The following is a 22,558-nucleotide window of genomic DNA, read 5'->3' as shown; positions in this document are numbered from 1 at the left end:
TTAACAATCTCCTTTCCCCAAGTCATCTAATTTATTTGCCATTTCCGTCTGCTTCGACGGAAACAGGTGAGCGTACTGATAAGTGATTTCAATACTTTCGTGTCCTACACGGTCTGCAATCGCTACCGCAGAAAATCCCATATCAATCAGCAAACTAATGTGACTATGCCTTAAATCGTGAATACGAATACGCTTCACTCCTGCGGCTTTTGCCCCTCTGTCCATCTCGTGATGAAGATAGCTTTTCGTTACTGTAAAGATACGGTCTTTCTTTTTCAAGCCGTAAAGCATACCGAGATATTCCTGCATTTCCTCACAGAGAAATTTCGGCATTTTAATGGTACGATTACTCTTTTTTGTTTTCGGCGTGGTAATTACATCTTCGCCGTGCAAACGTTGATAAGATTTATTAATCGTGACCATTTCCTTATCAAAATTGAAATCGGCGGCGGTCAGAGCCAATAACTCACCCTCACGAATGCCGCACCAGTAGAGCATTTCAAAAGCATAAAAAGATACTGGTTTATCCATCATCTCGAAAGCAAACTTTTTGTATTCTTCTTTTGTCCAGAATTTCATTTCCTTGTGTTCCTCACTCCCCATATTCCCCACCTTTGCTGCAGGATTGGAACGCAGTTCATAATAGCGTACAGCGTGATTGAAGATAGCTGATAATTGATTATGCAACGTTTTCAGATAGGTCTGTGAATACGGCTTTTTCTTATCATCACGATAGGCAAGCATCTCATTTTGCCAAGTGATAATCTCCTTTGTGGAAATCTCACTGATTTTCAACTTGCCAAAAAAGGGCAGTATCTTCGTGCGAATGATATGCTCCTTTGTCAGCCAAGTGTTTTCTTTCAGACGATTTTTCACATCCTTGATATACAGTTCTGTAAAGGCTTCAAAACTCATATCAAGGTCGGAAGAAGTCTGCAACTGAAACATTCGCTCCCATTCCTGTGCTTCTTTCTTTGTGGCAAATCCACGCTTGCATTTCTGCTTGCGTTCGCCTTTCCAATTCACATAGCGAGCCATTACATACCAAGTTCCATTGTCCTCATTCTTGAATACTGGCATTATTTACTCTCCTTTCCTGCTCCGTAGAGCCTTTCATAAAAATACTGGCGGTTTACACGCCCTGCAATAGTAACAAAACCCTTTGCTTTCAATTCCTCATTTAATTGTCGAATAAGTTTGTAAGCATAAGGCTTTGATACATCAAGCTCCCGTGCCACATCATCTGCACGGATAAATTTGTTTTCCATACAATCCTCCTTTCTTTTTACTAAGCATAATAGTTTAATTTTGTATTCTGATTATACTAAGCATTTTTGTTTGTGTCAAGTGGTTGCAAAGAAAACATTAAACTTTTTTGTTTAATTTTCTCTTGACTTTTCCTAAACATATCTGCTATACTGAATGCAGAATGAAATTGCATTCAGTACAAGGTTTTGTCAAGCAGGAAAGGGTGGGGATTTTCAAAGAAAATACTACCCGATGCTTGACAAGTTCTTATACTATTTGCAGATACATAAACAAGGAGTGAAACATTATGGCTATCGGCGAAAGAATACATTTTTTCAGACTTATGCGTGGAATGACACAGAAGTATCTCGGTACTGCTGTCGGCTTCCCCGAAAGAAGTGCTGATGTTCGTTTAGCACAGTATGAAACGGGAACACGGAAACCAAAGGCAGAGCTTACTTCCGCATTAGCACAGGCTCTCGATGTTGCACCGCAGGCTCTTGATATTCCCGACATTGACAACTACATCGGGCTTATGCACACCTTATTTACCCTTGAGGATATTTACGGTCTGACTGTCAGCGAAACAGACGGCGAAGTCTGTCTGAAAGTCAACAAAGATAAAGGCACGGACGCTGCCGAATTGCTGAAAATGCTCTATGCTTGGAAAAAGCAGGCGGACAAGTTATCTGCTGATGAAATCGACAGAGAACAGTACGACCAATGGCGTTACCACTATCCGAAATTCGATACCACACAGCGATGGGTGAAAGTCCCGTCACAGGAATTGAGCGACGCTTTGGTAGAACAATTCAAAGACCAACTAAAAACAGATGATTGAAAGCAGGTGTAGTATGGCTTCAAGTAAAGATTATTTAACCTTTGTATTGGAACAGTTATCAGGTTTAGAGGGAATTACCTATCGTGCAATGATGGGCGAATATATTCTCTATTTCCGTGATAAAATCGTAGGCGGTATCTATGATGACCGCTTGCTTGTAAAACCTGTTCCTTCCGCAATTTCCCTTATACCCACGGTTACTTACGAATTGCCCTATGAGGGAGCAAAAGAAATGCTCTTAATCGATGATGTTGACAACAGAGAATTTCTCTGCAATCTGTTTCTTTCTATGTATGATGAACTTCCTGTACCGAAGAAAAAGAAAACCACCTCCAAAAAATAACGACAAAAACGCCCTTAGCCGTGTTACCCACAGCTAAGGGCGTTTTAATATGGATTGTTATATCAGAAAGCCAATTTCTTTTATTCTCTTACCCAAAAACCAGTGGATAATAAGAATAATCGCTCTCATATAACTGTTATCAAATTGTTATCAAAAGACTTCTTCAAGTGTCGCAAACCCGCATAGCTACTGGGTTTTTACGACCTCTCAGTTTATTCCCACTCAATCGTAGCAGGCGGCTTTGTAGTAATATCATATACAATCCGGTTGATATTCTTAACTTCATTTACAATTCTGCTGGAGATTTTAGCGAGCAGGTCATACGGAATCCGTGCAAAATCAGCAGTCATGAAGTCAGTGGTCGTTACGCCGCGCAACGCCAGAGTATAGTCATATGTTCTCCCGTCGCCCATGACGCCGACGCTCTTCATAGAGGTAAGAACAGCAAAATATTGATGGATATCACGGTCAAGACCAGCCTTGGCGATCTCCTCCCGGAAAATAAAGTCCGCATCCTGCAAAATTGCGAGCTTCTCGCGGGTGATCTCACCGATAATGCGGATTGCAAGGCCTGGGCCGGGGAATGGCTGCCGCCAAACAAGGTAGTCGGGAAGTCCCAGTTCCATGCCAAGCTTCCTGGTTTCGTCTTTGAATAATAACCGCAGCGGCTCAATAATCTCCTTGAAGTCTACATAATCGGGCAGCCCTCCAACATTGTGGTGGCTCTTGATTACAGCCGCATCACCTGCACCGGACTCAATCACGTCCGGATAGATGGTGCCCTGCGCGAAATAATCGACCTGTCCTATCTTTTTGGCTTCTGCTTCAAAGACGCGAATAAACTCTTCCCCGATGATCTTTCGCTTGGTTTCCGGCTCTTCTACACCGACAAGCTTTGATAGAAAACGGTCTGCTGCGTTCACACGGATAAAGTTTACATCCCAATCTGCAAAGGCGGCCTCCACTTCGTCTCCTTCGTTTTTCCGCATAAAGCCATGATCCACGAAGATACAGGTGAGCTGCTTGCCGACCGCTTTAGAGAGAAGGGCGGCAAGCACAGAGGAATCTACTCCGCCGGATAAGGCTAGCAGGATCTTTCCGTCACCAACCTTTTCCCGGATTTCCTGGATAGCCGTCTGGGCATAATTTCCCATATCCCAGTCCCCGGTGCAGCCGCAAACCAGATAGAGGAAGTTGCGGAGCATAGAAAGCCCGTTTTCGGTATGGAGCACTTCGGGATGGAACTGTAATCCATAAAGCCTTTTATCCGGATTGCAGATTGCTGCAGATGGGCAGGAATCCGTATGTGCCGCAAGGGTGAAACCTTCCGGCGGATTATCTATATAGTCGGTGTGACTCATCCAGGTAATGCCCTGATCCGGCAATCCGTCAAAAAGCCGGCAGGAACGGTCGAAATAGGTGACGGTTTTCCCATATTCGCTGGTTGTATTAGCAGACGAAACGCTTCCGCCCAAAGAATAGGCCATGAGCTGACAGCCATAGCAAATTCCCAGCACCGGAATACCCAGACGGAAAATTTCCGGATCAATATGAGGGGACTCCTCCAGGTAAACGCTGTTGGGGCCTCCGGTAAAAATAATCCCAGCAGGACTGAGTTTTTTAATTTCATCGATCGGAGTCTGATATGACTTCACTTCACAATAAACGTTGCATTCACGGACACGCCTTGCAATCAATTGATTATACTGGCCGCCGAAATCCAAGACCAGAACAAGCTGATGGTTCATAAATTGACAAACCTCCATTTTTTATCCTTTTGTTGTTTCTATTTTGCCATGTTTCAGGTATAATTGCAAGCTTTTTAAATCAGAAGAAATCCAGTTCAGATGATTGCTCTAAGAACGATTGTATAAGCATCTGTTTTTCGGTCAAAATAATAGCAGGACGCCAAAACCGGACGGGAGGTATTTGACAATGATTAGAAAAATAGCGCCTATTCTTTGTTTTATCCTGTTATTTGCAGCAACGCTTTTTATCTTTCCGGCAAGGATGACTGCCGGACAAGAGACAACCGGGCAACGGTATGAAATGAGTTTGTCCTGGCAGGGAAAGGAACGGATAGCATGTGGAAACGTCTTGTCGGAATTTTTTGTGTAATCTGTGCGGCTTTTACGATATTATATTTGCGGATCGGTTCCATAGCGACCGATTCTTTTTATGTCCAGGCGGGACAGCGGCAGTCGGACTATACGCTGGAGCTTACCATTAACCGGGGGTTTATTTATGACCATGAGCTGCGTCCGTTGGTGAATCAGACCCAGAAACATATTGCGGCCATTTTGGTGACCCAGGAAAACGCGGAGGAGGTTGCTGAGATTACCGACCTGACAAAACAGGAAATCCAGGAGCGCCTCCAGGATGGAAAGCCCTTTTTGCAGGAAGTCCATACCGCCGAATCAGAGGATGACAATATCATTATTTTTTCAGTCTATAACCGGTATGAGGAGGATCAGACGGCAGCCCATCTGATCGGATATCTTTCTGACGGAACAGGTGTATCCGGCTTGGAAAAAAGCTATCAGGAGCTTCTGGAAAAGGGAAAACGGACGGCAAAGATTACCTATACGCTGGATGCTATGGGACGTGCGATCCCAGGAACAAAGCCCCAGGTACGCTACGAGCAGGAAAGCACGGAAGGGGTTGTTTTGACGATTGATTCAAGGATTCAGAAAATCTGCGAGAGAGCGGGAAAGGAGATTGAAAAGGGTGCGATTGTGGTAATGGATTGCAAGACTGGGAAGCTGCGCGCGGTCTGCAGCTTCCCGGCCTACAGCACCTACTCCCTGTCCCAGGCCATGAATTCAGAGGATGCCCCGATGATTAACCGCGCGTTTACGCCGCTGAGCGTGGGCTCTACCTTTAAGATTGCCGTTGCCGCAGCCGCGATTGAACAGGGAATACCAACCTCGCTGGAATATGAATGTACCGGTGCGTTTCAATTAGGAGAAACTGTGATGCACTGCCATAATCGGGAAGGACATGGTGTCCTGACTATGGAGGAAGCGATGGTTCATAGCTGCAACCCCTACTTCATTAATCTTGGACTGCAGCTTGAGAAGGACAGCCTGCTCCGCATAGCCAAGGATCTTTCCTTTGGGAAATCCTATGAGCTGGCGCCGGGTCTGAAAACGCAGACCGGAATCCTGCCGGACGACCTGACAGACGGGCAGCTTGCCAACCTAAGCTTCGGACAGGGCGACCTTCTGGGAACGCCGGTTCAGCTTGCCCAGATGGTCAGCGCAATGGTCAACGGCGGAATTACGCCGACGCCGTCCCTGGTGGAAGGCACGGTTACCGAACAGGGAGCGTGGAAAACAGCGAACGACACGCCGATTGGGATTCAGGCCGTGAAGCAGACGACGGCTTACCGCCTGCAAAGCTTTTTGATTTCCTGTGTGGAGGCAGAGGGACAGAACGCGCAGTCTTCCCTTACAACGGCGGGAGGAAAGACTGCAACGGCACAGACCGGCGTTTATGAAAACGGGGATGAGCTTGTTAACGGATGGTTTGTTGGGTTTACGCCGGCTGCCGATCCGGAATATGTCGTTTCCGTAGTCGTGGAGGACGCGGACAGCGGAAATATTACCGCTTCTCCGATCTTCTCGGAAATTGCCGGGAAAATAGCGCTATTGCACAATGCGGATGCCGGTGCGGACGACTTCTCTGTGGGAAATTCGGGTTGACAAACAGAAAAGGGATACAGTATAATAAAGTAGATCTAAAAAGAACGAAATGTGTTGAAAAGACCAATTGAAACACGTGCGGCGGCAGAGAACGAGCTCATAGGGTGGAAGGCTCGGCAGGCGCGGTTTCAAAAAGCCATCTTGGAGCAGCCGGTGAGGAGCCGGACGTTTCCCGCGTTAAGGGAGGAAAACAAGCGGCAGAAATTTTCTGCAATTTGGGTGGTACCACGGAACTTGAAAGAGCCTTCGTCCCATATCATATTGAAATGATATGGCGGGCTCTTTTTTATTTTTCCGCTTTCAGAAGCGGCAAATCAGAGAGGGGAACTTCACGATATGGAATGGACAGGCTTAAACGAACTGAGAGAGAAATTTTTGAGTTTCTTTGAATCAAAAGCGCATACCAGGCTGCCGAGCTTTCCGCTGCTGCCGCAGGGAGATCAGAGCCTTTTGCTGATCAACTCCGGAATGGCGCCGATGAAAAAATGGTTTCTGGGACAGGAAACGCCGCCGAGCAAGCGGGTTACTACCTGCCAGAAATGCATCCGCACGCCGGATATTGAAAATGTTGGGAAAACTGCCCGTCATGGAACCTTTTTTGAAATGCTGGGAAATTTCTCTTTTGGAGACTATTTTAAGCATGAAGCAACCAAATGGGCGTGGGAATTTATCACAGAGGAGTTAAAGCTCCCGGTTGACCGTCTCTGGGTTTCCATCTATGAGGATGACGATGAGGCGCGGGATATCTGGGTGAATGAGGTGGGGGTAGACCCGTCTCATATTGTTCGTCTGGGCAAGGAGGACAACTTCTGGGAGATTGGCGCGGGGCCGTGCGGGCCATGCTCGGAGATCTACTTTGACCGCGGTGAGGAAAAGGGCTGCGGAAAACCGGACTGCGCGGTCGGCTGTGACTGTGACCGGTATGTCGAGTTCTGGAACCTGGTATTCAGCCAGTTTGACAATGATGGAGAAGGGCATTACACCCGTCTGGAGCATCCGAATATTGACACCGGAATGGGATTGGAACGCCTTGCCTGCATTATGCAGGGAGTGGACAACCTGTTTGAGGTGGATACCGTTCAGAATATCATGAAGCATATCAGCGAAATCGCCGGGGTGAAATATCATGACGACGAGAAGAAGGACGTTTCTTTGCGGGTTATCACCGACCATATCCGCAGTACGGTATTTATGCTTGCGGACGGCGTTATGCCGGCAAATGAGGGGCGCGGCTATGTGTTAAAGCGCCTGCTTCGCCGCGCTGCCCGCCATGGACGGCTGTTGGGGATTCATGAGCCGTTCCTTTACCAGGTGGTTTCGACAGTGGTAAAGGAAAACGAAGCCGCTTATCCGGAACTGAAAGAAAAACAGAGTTTCCTGGAAAAGATTATTAAAATTGAGGAAGAAAACTTTAATAAGACCATTGGAAAAGGCTTTGAAATCTTAAATCAGATCATGGAGGAAATGCAGAACGGCGGAAACGGCACAGTCCTTTCCGGTGAAGACGCGTTCCGGCTCTATGATACCTACGGTTTCCCGATTGATCTTACCAAGGAAATTGTGGCGGAAAAGGGCTTTGATCTGGATGAAATGTCCTTTGCAGAGCTGATGAACGCACAAAAAGAACGCGCGAGAAAAGCCAGAATGTCTCAGGACGACGTTGCCTGGGCGGACGAAACGCTGGGGCTTGCCGGGGTGAAGACTGAATTTGTGGGCTACCAAACCCTTGAGGCAGATGGAAAAGTCATCGCCATTTTAGTAGACGGGCAAAAGGTGGAATCTGCTGTAGCCGGGCAGAAGGCAACGGTGGTTGTCGATAAGACGCCGTTCTATGCGGAGAGCGGCGGACAGGTGGCCGATAAGGGCGCGGTCTCGGCAGAGGGCTGCTCTGCGGCTGTTCTGGATGTGCAGAAAACCGGAACCGGGCTGTTCCTCCATGTCTGCGAGGTAAAGGAGGGTGCGGTAAGCGTCGGAGAAACCGTACACATGGAGGTTCTCAATCTGGTACGTGAATCCATCAAGCGCAACCATACCGCGGCGCATCTGCTGCAGGCCGCGCTGCGGGAGGTGCTGGGAGACCATGTTCACCAGGCTGGGCAGCTTGTCAATGCGCATACCCTTCGGTTTGACTTCTCTCATTTTGAGGCGATGACGCCGGAAGAGATCAAAACGGTTGAATTTATCGTAAATTCCAAGATTTTTGCCGGACTTCCGGTGGAAACCAAGGAGATGGGGATTGAAGAGGCAAAGGCTACCGGCGCAATGGCGCTGTTCGGGGAAAAATACGGCGATGTGGTGCGCGTGGTTAACGCGGGCGGCTATTCCGTTGAATTCTGCGGCGGCACCCACGTAGACAACACCTCTAAAATAGGCTTGTTCAAGATTGTGAGCGAGTCCTCTGTCGCCGCAGGCGTCAGAAGGATCGAAGCAAAAACCGGAATGCAGATTCTGGAGCTTTTGCAGGAAACCACCGCGGCTGTCCATCAGGCGGCTGCGGAGCTGAAGCTTACCAATCCGGCCGAGCTTGTCGCGAAGTGCGGCGCGGTGATGAGTGAGCTCAAGGAGAAAAACCAGCAGATCGAACAGCTTAACGCGAAGCTTGCTTCCCTGCAGTTTGGATCAGTTGCAGAGGATGCAAAAGAGATAAAGGGATGCAGGATTGTATCCGCCATGATGAGCGACGTCAGTACAGAAGCCCTGCGGACTATGGGTGATAAGCTGAGAAGCGACGCGTCGAATACGGTTGCCGTTTTGGTGAGCGTTGGGACTGAGCGGGCCAATATGCTTTGCGTCTGCGGCCCGGAAGCGGTAAAGCTTGGAGCGCACGCTGGAAAAATAGTCAAGGAGGTCTCCGCGCTGACCGGAGGAAAGGGCGGCGGACGGCCTGACAGCGCAATGGCCGGAGTCGGCGATAAGACGAAAATTGATGAAGCGCTGATGGCTGTGCCGGAGATCGTTGAAAAATTAATATAGAATAGCTGTTTACGAAAACGGAAAGGAGGAAAACATCATGGAGGACTGCCTGTTCTGCAAAATCATAGCAGGAGAAATCTCGTCCAACAAAATCTATGAGGATGAGCAGTGCTATGCGTTTTATGACATTGATCCGCAGGCGCCGGCACATTTCCTGGTCGTTCCGAAGGCGCATATCGGGAGTGCGGACGAGCTGACGGAGGAAAACGCCGGGGTTGTGGCGCATATTTTTCTGGTGATCCGGAAGCTTGCGAAAGACTTAGGTCTGGAGAACGGATACCGGATCGTTAACAACTGCGGGAAGGACGGAGGCCAGACGGTTGGCCACCTGCATTTCCATGTTTTGGGTAAGCGCTGTCTTGCTTGGCCTCCAGGCTAACAGAGAAGAAAAGGAGGGGAAGTCATGAAACGTCCATTCTGCACCATCGGCGGATGCTTTTTAGCCGCGTCGTTTCTGGCTTCTTTTCTTGACATCAGGACGCAGGCTGTCTGTTTGACAGCCTGCGTCCTTGCCTTTTTCATTGTGCTGTTCTACCTGAAAAGGGAGGTGCGGATGGCTCTGTGTGTCGGCACGTTCTCTGCGGCGCTCGCTTTTGCTCTTTTCCTTCCGAACACAATATCGGATCAGGCTGTTACAAGCCTGGACGAGCAGAACCTTACGATTACAGCAGAGGTTTTGCAGGTAACACAGCGGGATGGAGGGAAATACACCTATCTGGTAGAGGTAAAACCGGATGACGGAGAGATCAGCAGGCCGTTTCGGACGCTGGTTTATACGAACCGCCCGCTCGACGCAGACGGGGCTGATTTAATTACCCTGCCGGTTCGGTTTTATCTTCCTGATTCAACGGAGTATTTTGACGGCCAACGGTATTACCGTTCCGACCATATCAATATCCTGTCCTATTTTAACGGCAAGGGTGCTGTTTCTGTCCAAGCAGTTGACCAGGAAACGCTTCTGACAAAGCTTTACGGGCTGAACCGTTTCCTGTCCCAAAAAGCTGAGGAGGCGTTTTCGGAATCGGCATCTCCGGCTTTTCAGAGCATGCTGTTGGGAAATCGGGAAGACATTTCCTTTGCTGTCCAGCAGAAATATTCGGATGCGGGCGTTGTCCATATTCTGGTGATATCCGGGATGCATATTTCCATCCTGGCGTTTGCGGTTCTTGGAGCGATGAAGGTGCTGCGCGTCCGCCGGAGAATTTCGATCATGGTTACGGTGGGTGCGGTGTTATTTTTTGTCCTGCTCAGCGGGGCCGGGTTATCCGCAGTCCGGGCTGGCTGCATGGTAATCCTGATGCTTGCCGGAAGACTGTTTTACCGGAAGGTAGATTCTGTAAATTCTTTGTGCTGTGCTGGATTTTTCATTGTTTTATGCGACATTTATGCTATAATGGATGTAGGTTTTCTGATGTCCTTCCTGTCCACCCTCGGCATTCTTATCTGTGCGACGCCGCTGCAAAATTGGGTGTGCCGAAAGCTGGGGTTGGTCAGCCGGATGTCCGAAATAACCGTTGGAACACTCTCGGTAACATTGAGCGCGAACCTGTTTTTGCTTCCGGTTTATTTCTTCACCTTTGGCTCGATGTCGCTGGTAAGCCCGGTGACAAATCTGATCACTGCCGCAACATCTTCGTTTATCATCGTGCTGGGAATGCCTGTTCTCATCCTTTGGATGATCCCCGGCTGCGGCAAAGCGGCGTTCGTCCTCTGCCGTATCGAGGAATGGCTGATTGGAATCCAGAACGGGGCGGCGGAGTGGTTTGGCTCGCTCCGGTTCGCAACCATAGGATTGGATTATGAAGTTTTCTTTTTATGGTTCCTCCTCTCCGTCTTGGTTTTTTTCGCGGTGGTACTGTTTCGCAATCGCGTCCGGCTTTATCGCGCGGCTGTGGTTTTCTGCGTTTCGCTTTTTATGCTGTGCAGTTCTCTGAATCTGCTCAGCCTTCGGGATGTATTGCGCATTGCGGTGGTTTCAGACGGGACTACCTCGAATGTAATTGTAATTGACCAGTTTCGTGCAGCCATCCTTTCGCCGGCGGACGACGATTATATTGACGAAGCAACCTTTCGTTATCTCAAAAAGAAAGGCATTCAGGAGATTGATACGATGTTTATCCTCTATCCGGCGATGGAGGAATATCAGGATACGCTGGATTTAGTCAGTGTATTCCCAACACAGAACCTGCTTTACCATCCGGATAATGTTGCCTGCGGGCAAATTATGGAAGGAAAAGCAGAAGAGAGCCTGCCGTTGGGCGGGGTGACAGAGTGGAAGCTTGATCTCGGCGCAGAAGGGGTTTTCCGCTATCATAGCAGCGGCATGTGCCTGGAGATGAATTACAAGGATAGGAAGATTGTGCTCTGCAATGCAAAGGACGAGCTGCTCGATTCTCCGGCCGACCTCTGCCTGGTCAGTGGGAAAACAACGGATTTGACTGGGATTCCGGGAGAGATGGTTGTCCTTCTGGAACGGCAGTGGGATCGCGTGACAACAGATCAGGATTACTTAACGGCGGAGCAAAGTGTGTTGGAATTTGAGATCGGCACAGACGGCGTGCTGCGCCGGATTACATAAAGGAGGGATTTCATGGCGGTAGTAAAGGATGATAAGCTGGCAAAGATGATCCGTGCAGGGGAGCTGGCTCCGGTTTACTTTTTCTATGGGTCTGAAATCCACCTGATGAAAGAGATGGTCAGCTTGATTATCAAAAAGGCGGTTCCCCCAGCCTTTGAAAGCTTCAACCTGCATCTCTTTCAGGATGATAATACAACAGTAAATGGAATTCAAACGGTGTATGACGCGCTGCCAATGATGTCAGAATACAAATGTGTGGCTGTGAAAAACTGGAATATTGACAAGCTGGGGAAACAGGATTTTGACCAGCTTATGAATATGCTTGGGCGCGTCAACCCTTCTACGGTGTTGGTGCTTTATGATACCCGGCAGACGGTTGACCCGAAGAAAAACGCCAAGTATAAAAAGCTCAGTGAGGCGGCGGCAAAGGTAGGAATTGTAACCGAGTTTGCGCTGAAGGACAAAGGCTCCCTGAAAAAAGCGATTACCGCCCGGTGCCAGAAAGCGGGCGTCAGTATCTCGCCTGAGCTCTGCGAGCGGCTGATCGACCAATCAGGATCACAGTATGCGGTCATTCTCAACGAGGCAGATAAGCTGATCGCCTATGCCGGAGAGGGAGGAATCGTGACGGAGGAAAGCGTGGAGCTTCTGGGAATTTCTTCTGTGCAGAATACGGCGTTTGACCTTTCCAATGCGATTCTCAAAAACCAATATGGCCGGGCGTTTACGATTTTGGACCGCCTGTTTTACCTGCGGGTAGAGCCGGTTATGATCCTGGGGGCGCTGGCTGGCTCTTTTGTAAGCCTGTACCGTGTGAAGGCAGCTCAGATGAGCGGCCTGGGGAATGACCAGGTAATCTCCGATTTCCATTACCGCTCTAAATACCAGGTGCAGAAGCTGAGTCAGGATGTTTCGCGGTTCTCGATTTCGCAGATTCGTTCCTGTATCGCGAGCCTGGAAAAAGCAGATCGGCTTTTGAAGTCGTCCCGGCTGGATAACCGGATCATTCTGGAACAGATGCTGGGTGAAATGATATCCGCGTCTGCTATATAAAAAGGAAAAGAGGGAAAATCCACTGAGACAGCCTGAGAAGATAAAGGTCGGCCAGGTGATCGTGGTCGAAGGGAAATATGATAAAATTAAGCTGGAAAGCCTGGTGGACGGACTGATTCTTACCACCGACGGCTTCCGCATTTTTAAAGATAAACAAAAACGCGATCTGATCCGCGCCCTTGCGCAGAAGCAGGGAGTGATTGTCCTGACTGACTCCGATGTGGCGGGATTTAAAATCCGCAGCCTGATCCGTTCGGTGGCGCGGGACGCCTCGGTCATCAATCTCTATATTCCTCAAATTCCCGGAAAGGAAAAACGAAAAAGCACACCATCCAAAGAGGGGACGCTTGGGGTAGAGGGCCTGGACGCAGAGCTTCTGCGGGAGCTTTTTATAAAACACGGCGTGCTGGGCGGACGGAAGGAGCCCATCCGTCCGGTAACCAGGATGGACTTGATGGAGGACGGGCTTTGCGGCGGGGAAAACAGCGCGGGGAAACGGGCCTGGGTTTTAAAAGAACTCAACCTGCCGCCCTATCTGTCGACCAAAGCGCTGATTCAGGTTCTAAACCGTTTGATGAGCTATGAGGAATATCGGGAGCTGGTAGGACGGCTTCCGGACGAATAAAGAATGCAGCACCTGCGCTGTGGAGCGCAGAGTTTATCCTAAGAAAGGAGTGGCAGGGAAGATGGTATTTTCCGGCATCCCGTTTCTATTTTTCTTTTTGCCGGCTGCAGTAATCCTATATTTTATTTTTCCGGTGCGCTGCCGCAATGCTGTGCTGCTGGGAATCAATCTGGTTTTCTATCTTTTGGCCGCTCCGCTTTCACTTCCGGTGCTGCTTGCGCTGATTGCAGTGAATTTTCTCTGCGGCTTATCCATCAACCGTTTTCGGAAGAAGAAAGAGCTGGCGAGGATTCCTTTGTTTATCGGGATCGCGGTCAATATAATCCTGTTGATTATTTTAAAGTATCAGTTCTTTTTACCCGGCGGAGCAGACCACAGCATTCAAACAGAAAATCTTTTTATGGATATCCTGATTCCGATTGGGATCTCCGTTTATACGCTGCAGGGTGTTTCCTACCTGATAGATCTTTATTATCATAAGGTCAAGGTGCAAAAGAGACTGGTGCCGTTTGCGATGTACCTCTCCATGTTTCCGCAGATGATTTGCGGGCCGATTGTCCGGTACAGTGACATTGCGGAGAGCATCCAGCACCGCCAGATGAATGCGAACACCATTTCAAAGGGCTATAATATGTTCATCCGGGGACTCTCCAAAAAGCTGATCCTGGGAGACACCATGCTGGAATTGTGGAATACGGTCAAAGCTATGGAGTATGAGACTATGCCGGTTTTAACAGCCTGGCTTGGTGTGGCGGGCTTTGCCTTTGCCGTCTATTTCTACTTTTCCGGATATTCTGATATGGCGCGGGGGATTGCCAAAATTCTGGGCTTTGATTTCCCGATGAATTTTAATGCTCCCTATACGGCAAAGAGTCTGACCGGATTTTGGAGAAGATGGAATATTTCTCTGACGGTTTGGTGCAAATCTTATGTCATCTCCCCTTTAGGGAAGCGGTATACCAATGTATTGGCAACGCTGTTAAAGCTGCTGGTTCTCTGGACCTTAATGGGACTGTGGTATGGCGGCGGCTGGAATTTTCTGCTGTGGGGATTGATTTTTGGCGGCCTGATTGCCGTGGAGCAGCTATTTTTATCCCCAATCCTGGAAAAACTTCCGGGGCTGATCCGCAGAATTTATACCATTGTGGTGGTATTCTGCATGTGGCTTGTATTTGGGTTGCAGGATCTTACTCGGGTGCTGGCATACTATAAAGCGATGTTTACCGGAAATGCCGCCTCCTGGTCGCAGTTTTTTTCGTCAGGAAGCACGGTATTTGCCGATGGAACCAGCCTGTATCTTCTCGGATCTTATGCGGTAGTTCTGATCCTCTGCATTTTCGCCGGAGGGACGCTGGTGCATAATATTGGACTGCGATGCGAGCACAAGTCTCCGCGCGCCGCTCTGGTGCTGCGGATTGCCTGTGAAATCTTTCTGACCCTAGTCTGTCTTGTGGCGGTGGCGGGCGGAAACGGTGCGGATACGTCCTTCTTTGTATATTTTTAATGGAAAGGAGCAATAGCAGATGAATAAAAAAATGATATCCCCCGTTCTCGGCTGCGCGCTGTTTCTGGCATTTGGCATCGCTTCTGTGGTTGCTCCGCAAACGAAAAGTCAAAAGGAGGAGCTCGCCTCGATGCCAAAACTTTCGGTCGAGACGCTGCTCCGGCAGGATCTTGCACAGCAGTGGAATGATTATCTGTCAAAGCATATAGTCGGACGGGAGGTTATCCAAAAGCTGAGCAACCAGATGACTGTATTTTTAAGCGCGCCAAAGGTTAACGACGTGTTTATTTTAGAGGATCGCCTGATCCAGAACGTAAGCAGTGTAAACCCGGTTACGGCAAAGCGGAATACGGAAGCTGTGAATTTTTTTGCCCAAAGCTATCCGGACTTGCCGGTCTATTTTTCCCTGATACCGACGGCTGCGGCAGTTTATCAGGATGAAATGCCGGCGGCTCCCAACCTGATGGATCAGGTTGCCGTAATCAACGGAATCTATGGAGACGGAAGGCAGCAGAACAACCTTTCTAATTCTCCGCCTGAACAGGAGGAGAAGCCCTCGGAATACGGCACTTTGGAAAACATTTATGCGATTGACCTGCACACCTTTTTGATGGCGAATAAACAGCAGGAGATTTTTTACCACACCGACTCCATGTGGACTTCTCTGGGAGCGTATAACGCTTACAGCAGCCTGGTGACCGGCATGGGAGATTCTGCGATTTCAAAGGATTTATTCAATATTGAACATGCGCAGACTGACTATTATGGCGGCCTTTATGAAAAAACGCTGATCAAACGGGGAGACGGGGATGGGATTGACCTGTATACCCATGCGCCGGATCAGGTGATCGAGTTGGTCAAATGCTATGAAGGCGGAAATGTGAAGGAGCTTTATTCTCTTTATTTTGAAGAGTATCTGAACACGCCCCAGGCGACCAATGTTTTTTTGGGCGCGGATCGGGGTGTGACGGAAATAGAGACAAACTTGAAAAGTGAGCACAAGCTGCTGCTGTTCGGGGATGAGTATTCAAAGCCCTTGCTCCAGTTCTTATCGCTCCATTTTCAAACAGTTACGTTTGTAAATTTAAATGCGTTAACATCGGATCAATACCAATTAATTGATCCGGATGAATATGATTCGGCGTTGTTTTTGTATAGCGTCGAGAATTATGTCTCCGATACCAGCCTGACTGTCAAGCTGCAGCAGCTCTGCTCTTAATGGCGGGAAGCATCGAGGACGAAAGGGGATTTATTATGAAACATCGAAAGAAATCTGTGCTGGCTGTCTTGATGGCTTCAGCCATCATGCTGTCGGCTGGAAGCGGCTGCGGGAAAACCGTGGTCAAGGAGGAGGCAAGCAGCCTCCCGGTTGCTGTGTCCTCAGAAGCAGAACCGGAACCAGAGGGGAATTTAAACCCGCTGACCGGTTTCCGGGACCTGGATGCCGCCATGGTCGGCAAGCGACCAGTCAGCTTTATGATTAACAATCACCACCGCTCCTGGCCTCAGAGAGGAATTTCCCAGGCGGATATCATCTATGAGCTTCCGGTAGAGGGCGGCTTAACCCGATTGATGGCAATTTTTGCCGATTATACCAAAACGCCTGATTTCGGCTCTAACCGTTCGGTACGGCATGATTTTGTAGAACTTTCTCTTCCGTTTAATACGATCTTTGTTCATTGGGGCGGCAGTACCTTTGGCTATAATGCGCTGCGGCAGTATGGGGTCAACGATATCGACGGGATGGCCTATGGGGAAAAATATTTTTACACAGACCGATCCCTGCGCAAGGACATCGAACACACTAGGTTTATGACGCAGGAAAATCTCCAGGACGCATTGAAGGGAATCGGATATAAGCTGGACGGAGAGACCCCAACGGCCTACCAGTTCGCAGAAGAAGAGGACAGCGTTTCCTACACAGATTCTGCCAAGGAAATTTATGTAAAGGTTTCCAATGCCGTGAAAACAACATTCTACTATGACGACTCCGCCAAGGATTATACAAAGCGGGAATTTGACGACGATGTGATTGATGGAAATACAAAAGAGCAGGTTCATATCAAGAATGTATTCATTCTGTATGACAATATTCCGCTGATGAGTGACGGCCTTCACGTCGACCTCTCCTTAAGCAGCGGGGAAGGCTGGTATATCACAAACGGAACCCGCACTGCAATCAAATGGTCAAAGGGGGATGCAAAAAAACCAATGGCCTATACGACAGAATCCGGGGAGACGCTGACGGTGAACCCTGGCAATAGCTGGGTGCTGTTTGTGCCGAGCAATATGAAGGGCAACACAACCTTTGACGGGGGAGAAACAGCAGCTTGAGACGGATTTTTCCGATTTTGTTAGCTGGTTTTCTGTTAGCGGCTCTGCCTTCGTCCTGTTCTGCACCGTCCAGAGGAGAAGAGGTTTCCTTCACTGCAATGGATACGGCGATGACAGGGCGGTTTTATGGGAAGGACGCGAAACAGGCGGCTGAGGCTTACCAGCAGGAGATTGCCGATCTGGAACAGCTATGGTCGAAAACCATCTCCTCCAGCGACGTCTCCCGCCTCAACCAGTCGGGTAGCCTGAAAAAGGAAGCGCTGGATCCGCGTACGGTTTCCCTGCTTCGGCGTTCAATGGAAATCAGCGAACTGACAGGGGGAAGCTTTGATCCTGTGCTGGGCAGGCTTGTTTCCCTGTGGGGAATCGGGACGGAGCAGGAGCAGGTTCCAGAAGCAGACGAGCTGGTCTCCGCCTCAAAGGAGAGCGGCGCAGAGCATCTTTCAGAAAAGGACGGGAGCTTCACTCTGTCCGGTAATGCCCAGCTTGACCTGGGCGGGATTTCAAAGGGTGCGGCGACGGATGAAATCCGGCAGTCGTTATCGGGCCTGTCGCTGGACGGATACCTGCTTTCCCTAGGCGGCAATATTTATGTCAGCGGAGAAAAGCCGGATCAGAGCGAATGGAAGATCGGGATCAGCGATCCTGATGGGGAAAGCGCCTATTTGGGATATCTGTCTGTTTCAGACTGCGCTGTGATTACGTCGGGAGACTATGAGCGGTTTTTTGTCAGGGACGGTATCCGTTACCATCATATCCTAGACCGTGCGACCGGTTCGCCCGCCCAAAGCGGGCTGCGCTCGGTGACAGTTGTGAGCAAGGACGCGGCTCTTGCCGATGCGCTTTCCACCGCTCTGTTTGTGGTGGGCGCGGAGAAGGGGCTTGCCTTCTGCGGGCAGCAGCCGGATGCTGAGGCGGTCTTTGTAACTGATGACGGATTTGTTTACCTGACTGATGGGCTAAAAGAATGCTTTACATTAACAGAAGAAGCGCGGTATACTATAAAGGACGGTGAGAAATGAAACGGGACAGACTCCCATTGCGGGCAGGAGATTTTGTGGTTGTCGCAGGAATCCTTCTCTTGATCGCGGGAACAGGCATCCTTTTTCTCTTTCATCGGACAGAACAGAAACGGTGCGTTATTTTGCAGAATAACCAGGTGATAGAAGAAATCCCACTGGATGGCTCGATTCATCGGGAACTGATTCTGGACGGAGAGTACCGGAATCGGATCGAGATCGATGGGACAAGGATTCGGTTTGCATCATCCACCTGTCCCAACCAGTTTTGCGTCCATACGGGCTGGATTTCCGAGCCTTATCAATCGGCGGTCTGTCTGCCCAACCGGGTAATTGTTCGGATTGAGTCAGACCGGGAAACAGAAATTGACGCACTTACATAAGGAAAAGAGGGAGAGAGTCAATGGCGGCAAAAAGAATGGCGGCTGCCGGTATGATGACGGCGCTTGCCTTGGCGCTCGCCTATCTGGAGGCGCTTGTTCCATTACAAGCGGTGATTCCCCTGCCCGGAGTGCGGCTGGGGCTTGCCAATATTGTTACGCTGTTTGCGCTGGTTAGCCTTGGAAAGGGCTATGCCGTTTCTATTTTGGCTGCGCGCTGTGTTCTTCAGGCGGCGATGTTCGGCTCCGTTGCTTCCTTCTGCTTTAGTATTTCCGGCGGGTTTCTGGCGATGCTTGTCATGATCTGCATGCTGCCGAAATATGGAGTATGGTTTTCGGCAGTCGGAATGAGCGCGGCAGGCGCCGCGGCACATCAGATCGGGCAGATTTTTTGCTCGGCGGTCTTTTTTCAGACGGCGGCGGTCTTTTCCTATCTGCCTGTTTTGCTGGCGGTAGGGCTTGTGAGCGGATGCTTAACAGGAATGGTATGCATCCTGGCTTTGGGAAAGCTGAAAAAGCTGGGATTTTTATCAGATAGATTGTGTTAAAAACAAGGAGGTTGAGATAGATGGCGATGCGGATTGGGATATTGACCAGCGGCGGGGACTGCCCCGGGCTGAACGCTGTCATCAGGGGAGTCGCGAAGGCGGCCTATCAGCTAATGGATGATGTAGAAATCATCGGGATACAGGACGGTTACAGAGGGCTGATTCATGGGGAGTACCGGGTGATGCAGCAATCCGACTTTTCCGGAATTCTCACGCTGGGCGGAACGATTCTGGGCACGTCGCGCCAGCCGTTCAAACAGATGCGGGTGATCGGAGAGGACAATATCGACAAGGTCAAAAACATGAAAGCGAACTATAAGAAAATGAAGCTGGACTGTCTTTTGATTCTCGGCGGAAATGGAACGCACAAAACTGCAGCACTGTTGGCTGAGGAAGGACTGAATGTAATCGGGCTGCCGAAAACGATTGATAATGATCTGTACGGTACCGACGTTACCTTTGGATTTCATTCTGCCTTAAATATTGCGACCGAGGCCATTGACCGGATCCATACCACTGCGGCGAGCCACGGGAGGGTTATGGTAGTAGAGCTGATGGGAAATAAAACCGGTTGGCTTACCCTGTATGCCGGGATTGCCGGCGGCGCGGACATTATCCTGCTGCCTGAAATTCCGTATTCTCCGGAGGTTGTGGCTGCGGCAGTCAGGAAGCGTGCTGAGAGCGGTAAGGCGTTCTCCATTCTCGCTGTTGCCGAGGGCGCGATGAGCAAGGAGGAGGCGAAGCTAAAGCGCAAGGAAAGGCTCAGGCTTCGTGCTGAAGCAGGATATAAACAGGTATCCGATCAGATTGCCTCCTTTGTAGAAGAAAAGACCGGCTGTGAAACTAGGGTTGTTGTTCCGGGGCATTTGCAGCGCGGCGGAAACCCTTCTGCATATGACAGGGTGTTATCCACCCGGTTTGGAGCCTATGCGGCAAGGCTGATTCAAGAGAAGAAATTTGGTGTCACGGTTGCGATGAAGGGCAATACGGTCACTGAAAATAAATTATCCGAAATTGCCGGAAAGGCAAAGCTCGTATCGCCTGATGACCAGATGATTCAGGTTGCCAAGGATATGGGAATTTCTTTCGGAGACTGATGGGAGGAAAAAGAATATGTATGATGTAGTGGCGCTGGGGGAATTGCTGATTGATTTCACCCCCTATGGTAAAAGTGAACAGGGCAATGAGGTATTGGAGGCCAATCCGGGCGGTGCGCCTTGTAATGTATTGGCAATGCTCAACAAACTCGGCAGGAAAACCGCTTTTGTTGGGAAGGTAGGGTATGACAGCTTCGGTACGCTGCTCCGCAATACCATCACGGAGATTGGGATTGACAGCACTGGGCTTGTTACCGATCCAAAAATCCATACGACTCTTGCGTTTGTTCATCTGGATGAACACGGTGACCGGAATTTTTCCTTCTGCCGCAACCCGGGAGCAGATATGATGCTGGGGAAAGAGGACCTGAATGAGGAGATCATTAAGCAGGCAAAGATTTTCCACTTCGGAACGCTCTCTATGACCTCAGAGAAGATCCGTGAGACTACAAAAGCGGCCATTGAGATGGCAAAGGCAGGCGGGAGTCTCCTCTCCTTTGACCCGAATCTTCGCCCGCCGCTCTGGGATGATCTGGAGACGGCAAAGGAGATGATTTGGTATGGCATCAGCCAGTGCAATATCCTGAAAATTTCGGAGGATGAGCTGGAGTTTATCACCGGGATTTCTGATCTTGACCAGGCGGCCCAAAAGGTGCAGAATGAAAATCCAAATATCAAGGTGATGTTTGTCACCCTCGGCAAAGACGGAAGCTCGTTCTATTATCAGGGACAAAAGGGCTTCCAGGAGACCTTTAAAGAGGTGAAAACCATTGATACAACCGGCGCGGGAGATACCTTCTGCGGTTGTATGCTCCATTTCCTGCTGGATCAGGATTTGGATCATTTGACCTGTGATTATCTGATGGAGGCGCTGACCTTTGGAAATGCGGCATCCAGCCTGGTAACCACTAAGAAGGGCGCAATTCGTTCTATGCCGGCAAAAGATGATGTACTTACATTAGTAAAGAGCAGATAGGAGCAATGAAGATGATTCGGGTAACAATTTGGAATGAGAACTATGATGAGCGTAATGGCGTAAAGGAGGTGCTTGCTGTCCACCCAGACGGAATCCATAATACACTGAAAGAAATCATAGAGGAAATGGACGGGGTGGAGGTGCGCACCGCTACCCTGGATCAGCCGGACTGCGGATTGAGCGATGAGGTGCTGGAGCAGACGGACGTATTGGTATGGTGGTCCCACAAACAGCATGATCAGGTTCCGGACGAGCTGGTGCAGAAAATCCAAGAGCATGTGTTAAAGGGGATGGGATTCCTGCCGCTTCATTCCTCCCATTACTGCAAGCCTCTCAAGGCGTTGTTGGGGACAACCTGCGACTTAGCCTGGAGAGATGACTGCTATGAGCGTCTGTTTTGCGTAAAACCAGGCCATCCGATTGCCCAGGGCGTTCCGGACTGCATTGAGGTTGGAATTGACGAGATGTACTCGGAGCCCTTTGATATCGCTGAGACGGATGAACTGATTTTTGTCGCGTGGTTTGACAGTGGCAATGTGTTCCGGTCTGGCTGCACCTGGACACGCGGCTATGGAAAGATATTTTATTTCCAGCCGGGCCATGAAACCAATTCTTCCTACCATAATCCGGCAATCCGGCGGATTATCCAGAATGGTGTGCGGTGGCTGTATAACCCAAAACAGCGCACGACCTTGGGTTCCCCGCATGTAGAGGTTACTCTGGAAGAACAGAGGAAACAGGAAAAGTAGAAAAAGGCGGGTTATCCCACCTTTTTCAATATGGCAACCTGAAACAGACTATCAGCCCTTGCAAAAAGAAAGGATCATGTTATGAAATTAAAGATGCCGGTGCTGGCAGTGCGGGATATAAAACGGTCAACAGCTTTTTATCGTGAGCTTTTTGACCAGAAGGTCATTATGGATTTAGGGAAGAATGTCACACTGAGCGGCGGGTTGGCGCTCCAAGAAGATTTTGCATGGTTGGTTGGCATACCCGAGCAATCGGTGGCAGAGAAATCCAACAACATGGAGCTCTACTATGAGGTGGAGGATTTTGAGGCGTTTATGGAGAAGCTGGGACAGCATCCGGAGATAGAACGCGTCCATTCCCCGAAACAATATGAATGGAAGCAACGGGTAGTAAGGGTTTACGATCCGGATGGGCATATGATTGAGATTGGAGAATCGATGGAAGCGATTGCCAAACGATATCTGAAGGAAGGGTATTCGGTGGAGGAAACCGCCGAGATGATCCAGCATCCGGTCACGTTTGTAAGCCGCTGCGCAAAAAGGCTTTAGAAATGAGCGGGAAAAGACAAAAACAAGCGCTGGGCAA

At 49.4% G+C, this 22,558-nt stretch carries 21 protein-coding genes; 18 read left to right on the top strand and 3 right to left on the bottom strand.

What is annotated here, in order from left to right; genetic code table 11:
• The gene (locus CZ360_RS03225) at positions 1-1,080 is read right to left on the bottom strand and encodes a site-specific integrase (protein ID WP_077532733.1); all 1,080 of its coding nucleotides are present in this window, start codon (positions 1,078-1,080) and stop codon (positions 1-3) included.
• Positions 1,080-1,268, bottom strand: a complete 189-nt coding sequence (locus CZ360_RS03220) for a LysR family transcriptional regulator (RefSeq protein ID WP_077532732.1) — start codon at positions 1,266-1,268, stop codon at positions 1,080-1,082. The genes CZ360_RS03225 and CZ360_RS03220 overlap by 1 nt, the downstream gene beginning before the upstream one ends.
• A 287-nt stretch (positions 1,269-1,555) precedes the next feature.
• Between CZ360_RS03220 and CZ360_RS03215 the strand changes: the two genes are divergently transcribed.
• Positions 1,556-2,089, top strand: coding sequence for a helix-turn-helix domain-containing protein (locus CZ360_RS03215; RefSeq protein WP_077532731.1), 534 nt, complete (start codon positions 1,556-1,558; stop codon positions 2,087-2,089).
• A gap of 13 nt (positions 2,090-2,102) precedes the next feature.
• On the top strand, positions 2,103-2,432 hold the full coding sequence (locus CZ360_RS03210) for a TfoX/Sxy family protein (RefSeq protein ID WP_077532730.1): 330 nt from the start codon (positions 2,103-2,105) through the stop codon (positions 2,430-2,432).
• Positions 2,433-2,644: 212 nt separating this feature from the next.
• Here CZ360_RS03210 and guaA read toward each other — a convergent pair whose 3' ends face one another.
• Positions 2,645-4,180 (bottom strand): glutamine-hydrolyzing GMP synthase, encoded by a 1,536-nt coding sequence (gene guaA / locus CZ360_RS03205; protein ID WP_077532918.1) that lies wholly within the window; start codon positions 4,178-4,180, stop codon positions 2,645-2,647.
• Positions 4,181-4,516: 336 nt separating this feature from the next.
• On the opposite strand from guaA, the gene CZ360_RS03195 reads away from it, so the two are divergent.
• From CZ360_RS03195 to CZ360_RS03115, 16 genes are all read left to right on the top strand, one after another.
• On the top strand, positions 4,517-6,136 hold the full coding sequence (locus CZ360_RS03195) for a peptidoglycan D,D-transpeptidase FtsI family protein (RefSeq protein WP_077532728.1): 1,620 nt from the start codon (positions 4,517-4,519) through the stop codon (positions 6,134-6,136).
• A 336-nt stretch (positions 6,137-6,472) separates the two neighbouring features.
• Positions 6,473-9,109 carry an alanine--tRNA ligase gene (gene alaS / locus CZ360_RS03185; RefSeq protein WP_077532726.1) on the top strand — a complete coding sequence of 879 codons (2,637 nt, stop codon included), beginning with the start codon at positions 6,473-6,475 and terminating at the stop codon, positions 9,107-9,109.
• A gap of 37 nt (positions 9,110-9,146) precedes the next feature.
• Complete coding sequence (locus tag CZ360_RS03180; protein WP_077532725.1) at positions 9,147-9,488, top strand: histidine triad nucleotide-binding protein; 342 nt, start codon at positions 9,147-9,149, stop codon at positions 9,486-9,488.
• Between the two features lie 24 nt (positions 9,489-9,512).
• Complete coding sequence (locus CZ360_RS03175) at positions 9,513-11,687, top strand: ComEC/Rec2 family competence protein (RefSeq protein ID WP_077532724.1); 2,175 nt, start codon at positions 9,513-9,515, stop codon at positions 11,685-11,687.
• A 12-nt stretch (positions 11,688-11,699) separates the two neighbouring features.
• Complete coding sequence (gene holA / locus CZ360_RS03170; RefSeq protein ID WP_077532723.1) at positions 11,700-12,740, top strand: DNA polymerase III subunit delta; 1,041 nt, start codon at positions 11,700-11,702, stop codon at positions 12,738-12,740.
• Between the two features lie 55 nt (positions 12,741-12,795).
• Positions 12,796-13,365 (top strand): ribonuclease M5, encoded by a 570-nt coding sequence (locus tag CZ360_RS03165; RefSeq protein ID WP_229407972.1) that lies wholly within the window; start codon positions 12,796-12,798, stop codon positions 13,363-13,365.
• A 49-nt stretch (positions 13,366-13,414) separates the two neighbouring features.
• A complete protein-coding gene (locus tag CZ360_RS03160; protein ID WP_143530128.1) occupies positions 13,415-14,869 on the top strand; it encodes an MBOAT family O-acyltransferase in 1,455 nt (484 codons plus the stop codon).
• Between the two features lie 19 nt (positions 14,870-14,888).
• Positions 14,889-16,088 carry a DHHW family protein gene (locus CZ360_RS03155; RefSeq protein ID WP_077532720.1) on the top strand — a complete coding sequence of 400 codons (1,200 nt, stop codon included), beginning with the start codon at positions 14,889-14,891 and terminating at the stop codon, positions 16,086-16,088.
• 35 nt (positions 16,089-16,123) lie between these two features.
• On the top strand, positions 16,124-17,203 hold the full coding sequence (locus tag CZ360_RS03150) for a DUF3048 domain-containing protein (RefSeq protein WP_159438087.1): 1,080 nt from the start codon (positions 16,124-16,126) through the stop codon (positions 17,201-17,203).
• Positions 17,200-18,225, top strand: a complete 1,026-nt coding sequence (locus CZ360_RS03145; protein ID WP_077532718.1) for an FAD:protein FMN transferase — start codon at positions 17,200-17,202, stop codon at positions 18,223-18,225. The genes CZ360_RS03150 and CZ360_RS03145 overlap by 4 nt, the downstream gene beginning before the upstream one ends.
• On the top strand, positions 18,222-18,605 hold the full coding sequence (locus CZ360_RS03140; RefSeq protein WP_077532717.1) for a NusG domain II-containing protein: 384 nt from the start codon (positions 18,222-18,224) through the stop codon (positions 18,603-18,605). The genes CZ360_RS03145 and CZ360_RS03140 overlap by 4 nt, the downstream gene beginning before the upstream one ends.
• Before the next feature lie 20 nt (positions 18,606-18,625).
• Positions 18,626-19,150, top strand: coding sequence for a Gx transporter family protein (locus tag CZ360_RS03135; RefSeq protein ID WP_077532716.1), 525 nt, complete (start codon positions 18,626-18,628; stop codon positions 19,148-19,150).
• A 20-nt stretch (positions 19,151-19,170) separates the two neighbouring features.
• The gene (locus tag CZ360_RS03130; RefSeq protein ID WP_077532715.1) at positions 19,171-20,247 is read left to right on the top strand and encodes a 6-phosphofructokinase; all 1,077 of its coding nucleotides are present in this window, start codon (positions 19,171-19,173) and stop codon (positions 20,245-20,247) included.
• A 16-nt stretch (positions 20,248-20,263) separates the two neighbouring features.
• Entirely contained in the window at positions 20,264-21,223 is a 960-nt protein-coding gene (locus tag CZ360_RS03125; protein ID WP_077532714.1) for a carbohydrate kinase family protein, read from the top strand.
• Positions 21,224-21,234: 11 nt separating this feature from the next.
• Positions 21,235-21,972, top strand: a complete 738-nt coding sequence (locus CZ360_RS03120) for a ThuA domain-containing protein (protein ID WP_077532917.1) — start codon at positions 21,235-21,237, stop codon at positions 21,970-21,972.
• Positions 21,973-22,053: 81 nt separating this feature from the next.
• Entirely contained in the window at positions 22,054-22,521 is a 468-nt protein-coding gene (locus CZ360_RS03115) for a glyoxalase/bleomycin resistance/dioxygenase family protein (protein ID WP_077532713.1), read from the top strand.
• Positions 22,522-22,558: the final 37 nt, after the last annotated feature.

The sequence above is a fragment of the Massiliimalia massiliensis genome (assembly GCF_900155615.1).
GTDB classification, from domain to species: domain Bacteria; phylum Bacillota; class Clostridia; order Oscillospirales; family Ruminococcaceae; genus Massiliimalia; species Massiliimalia massiliensis.
This window is presented reverse-complemented; position numbering and strand designations above follow the sequence as displayed.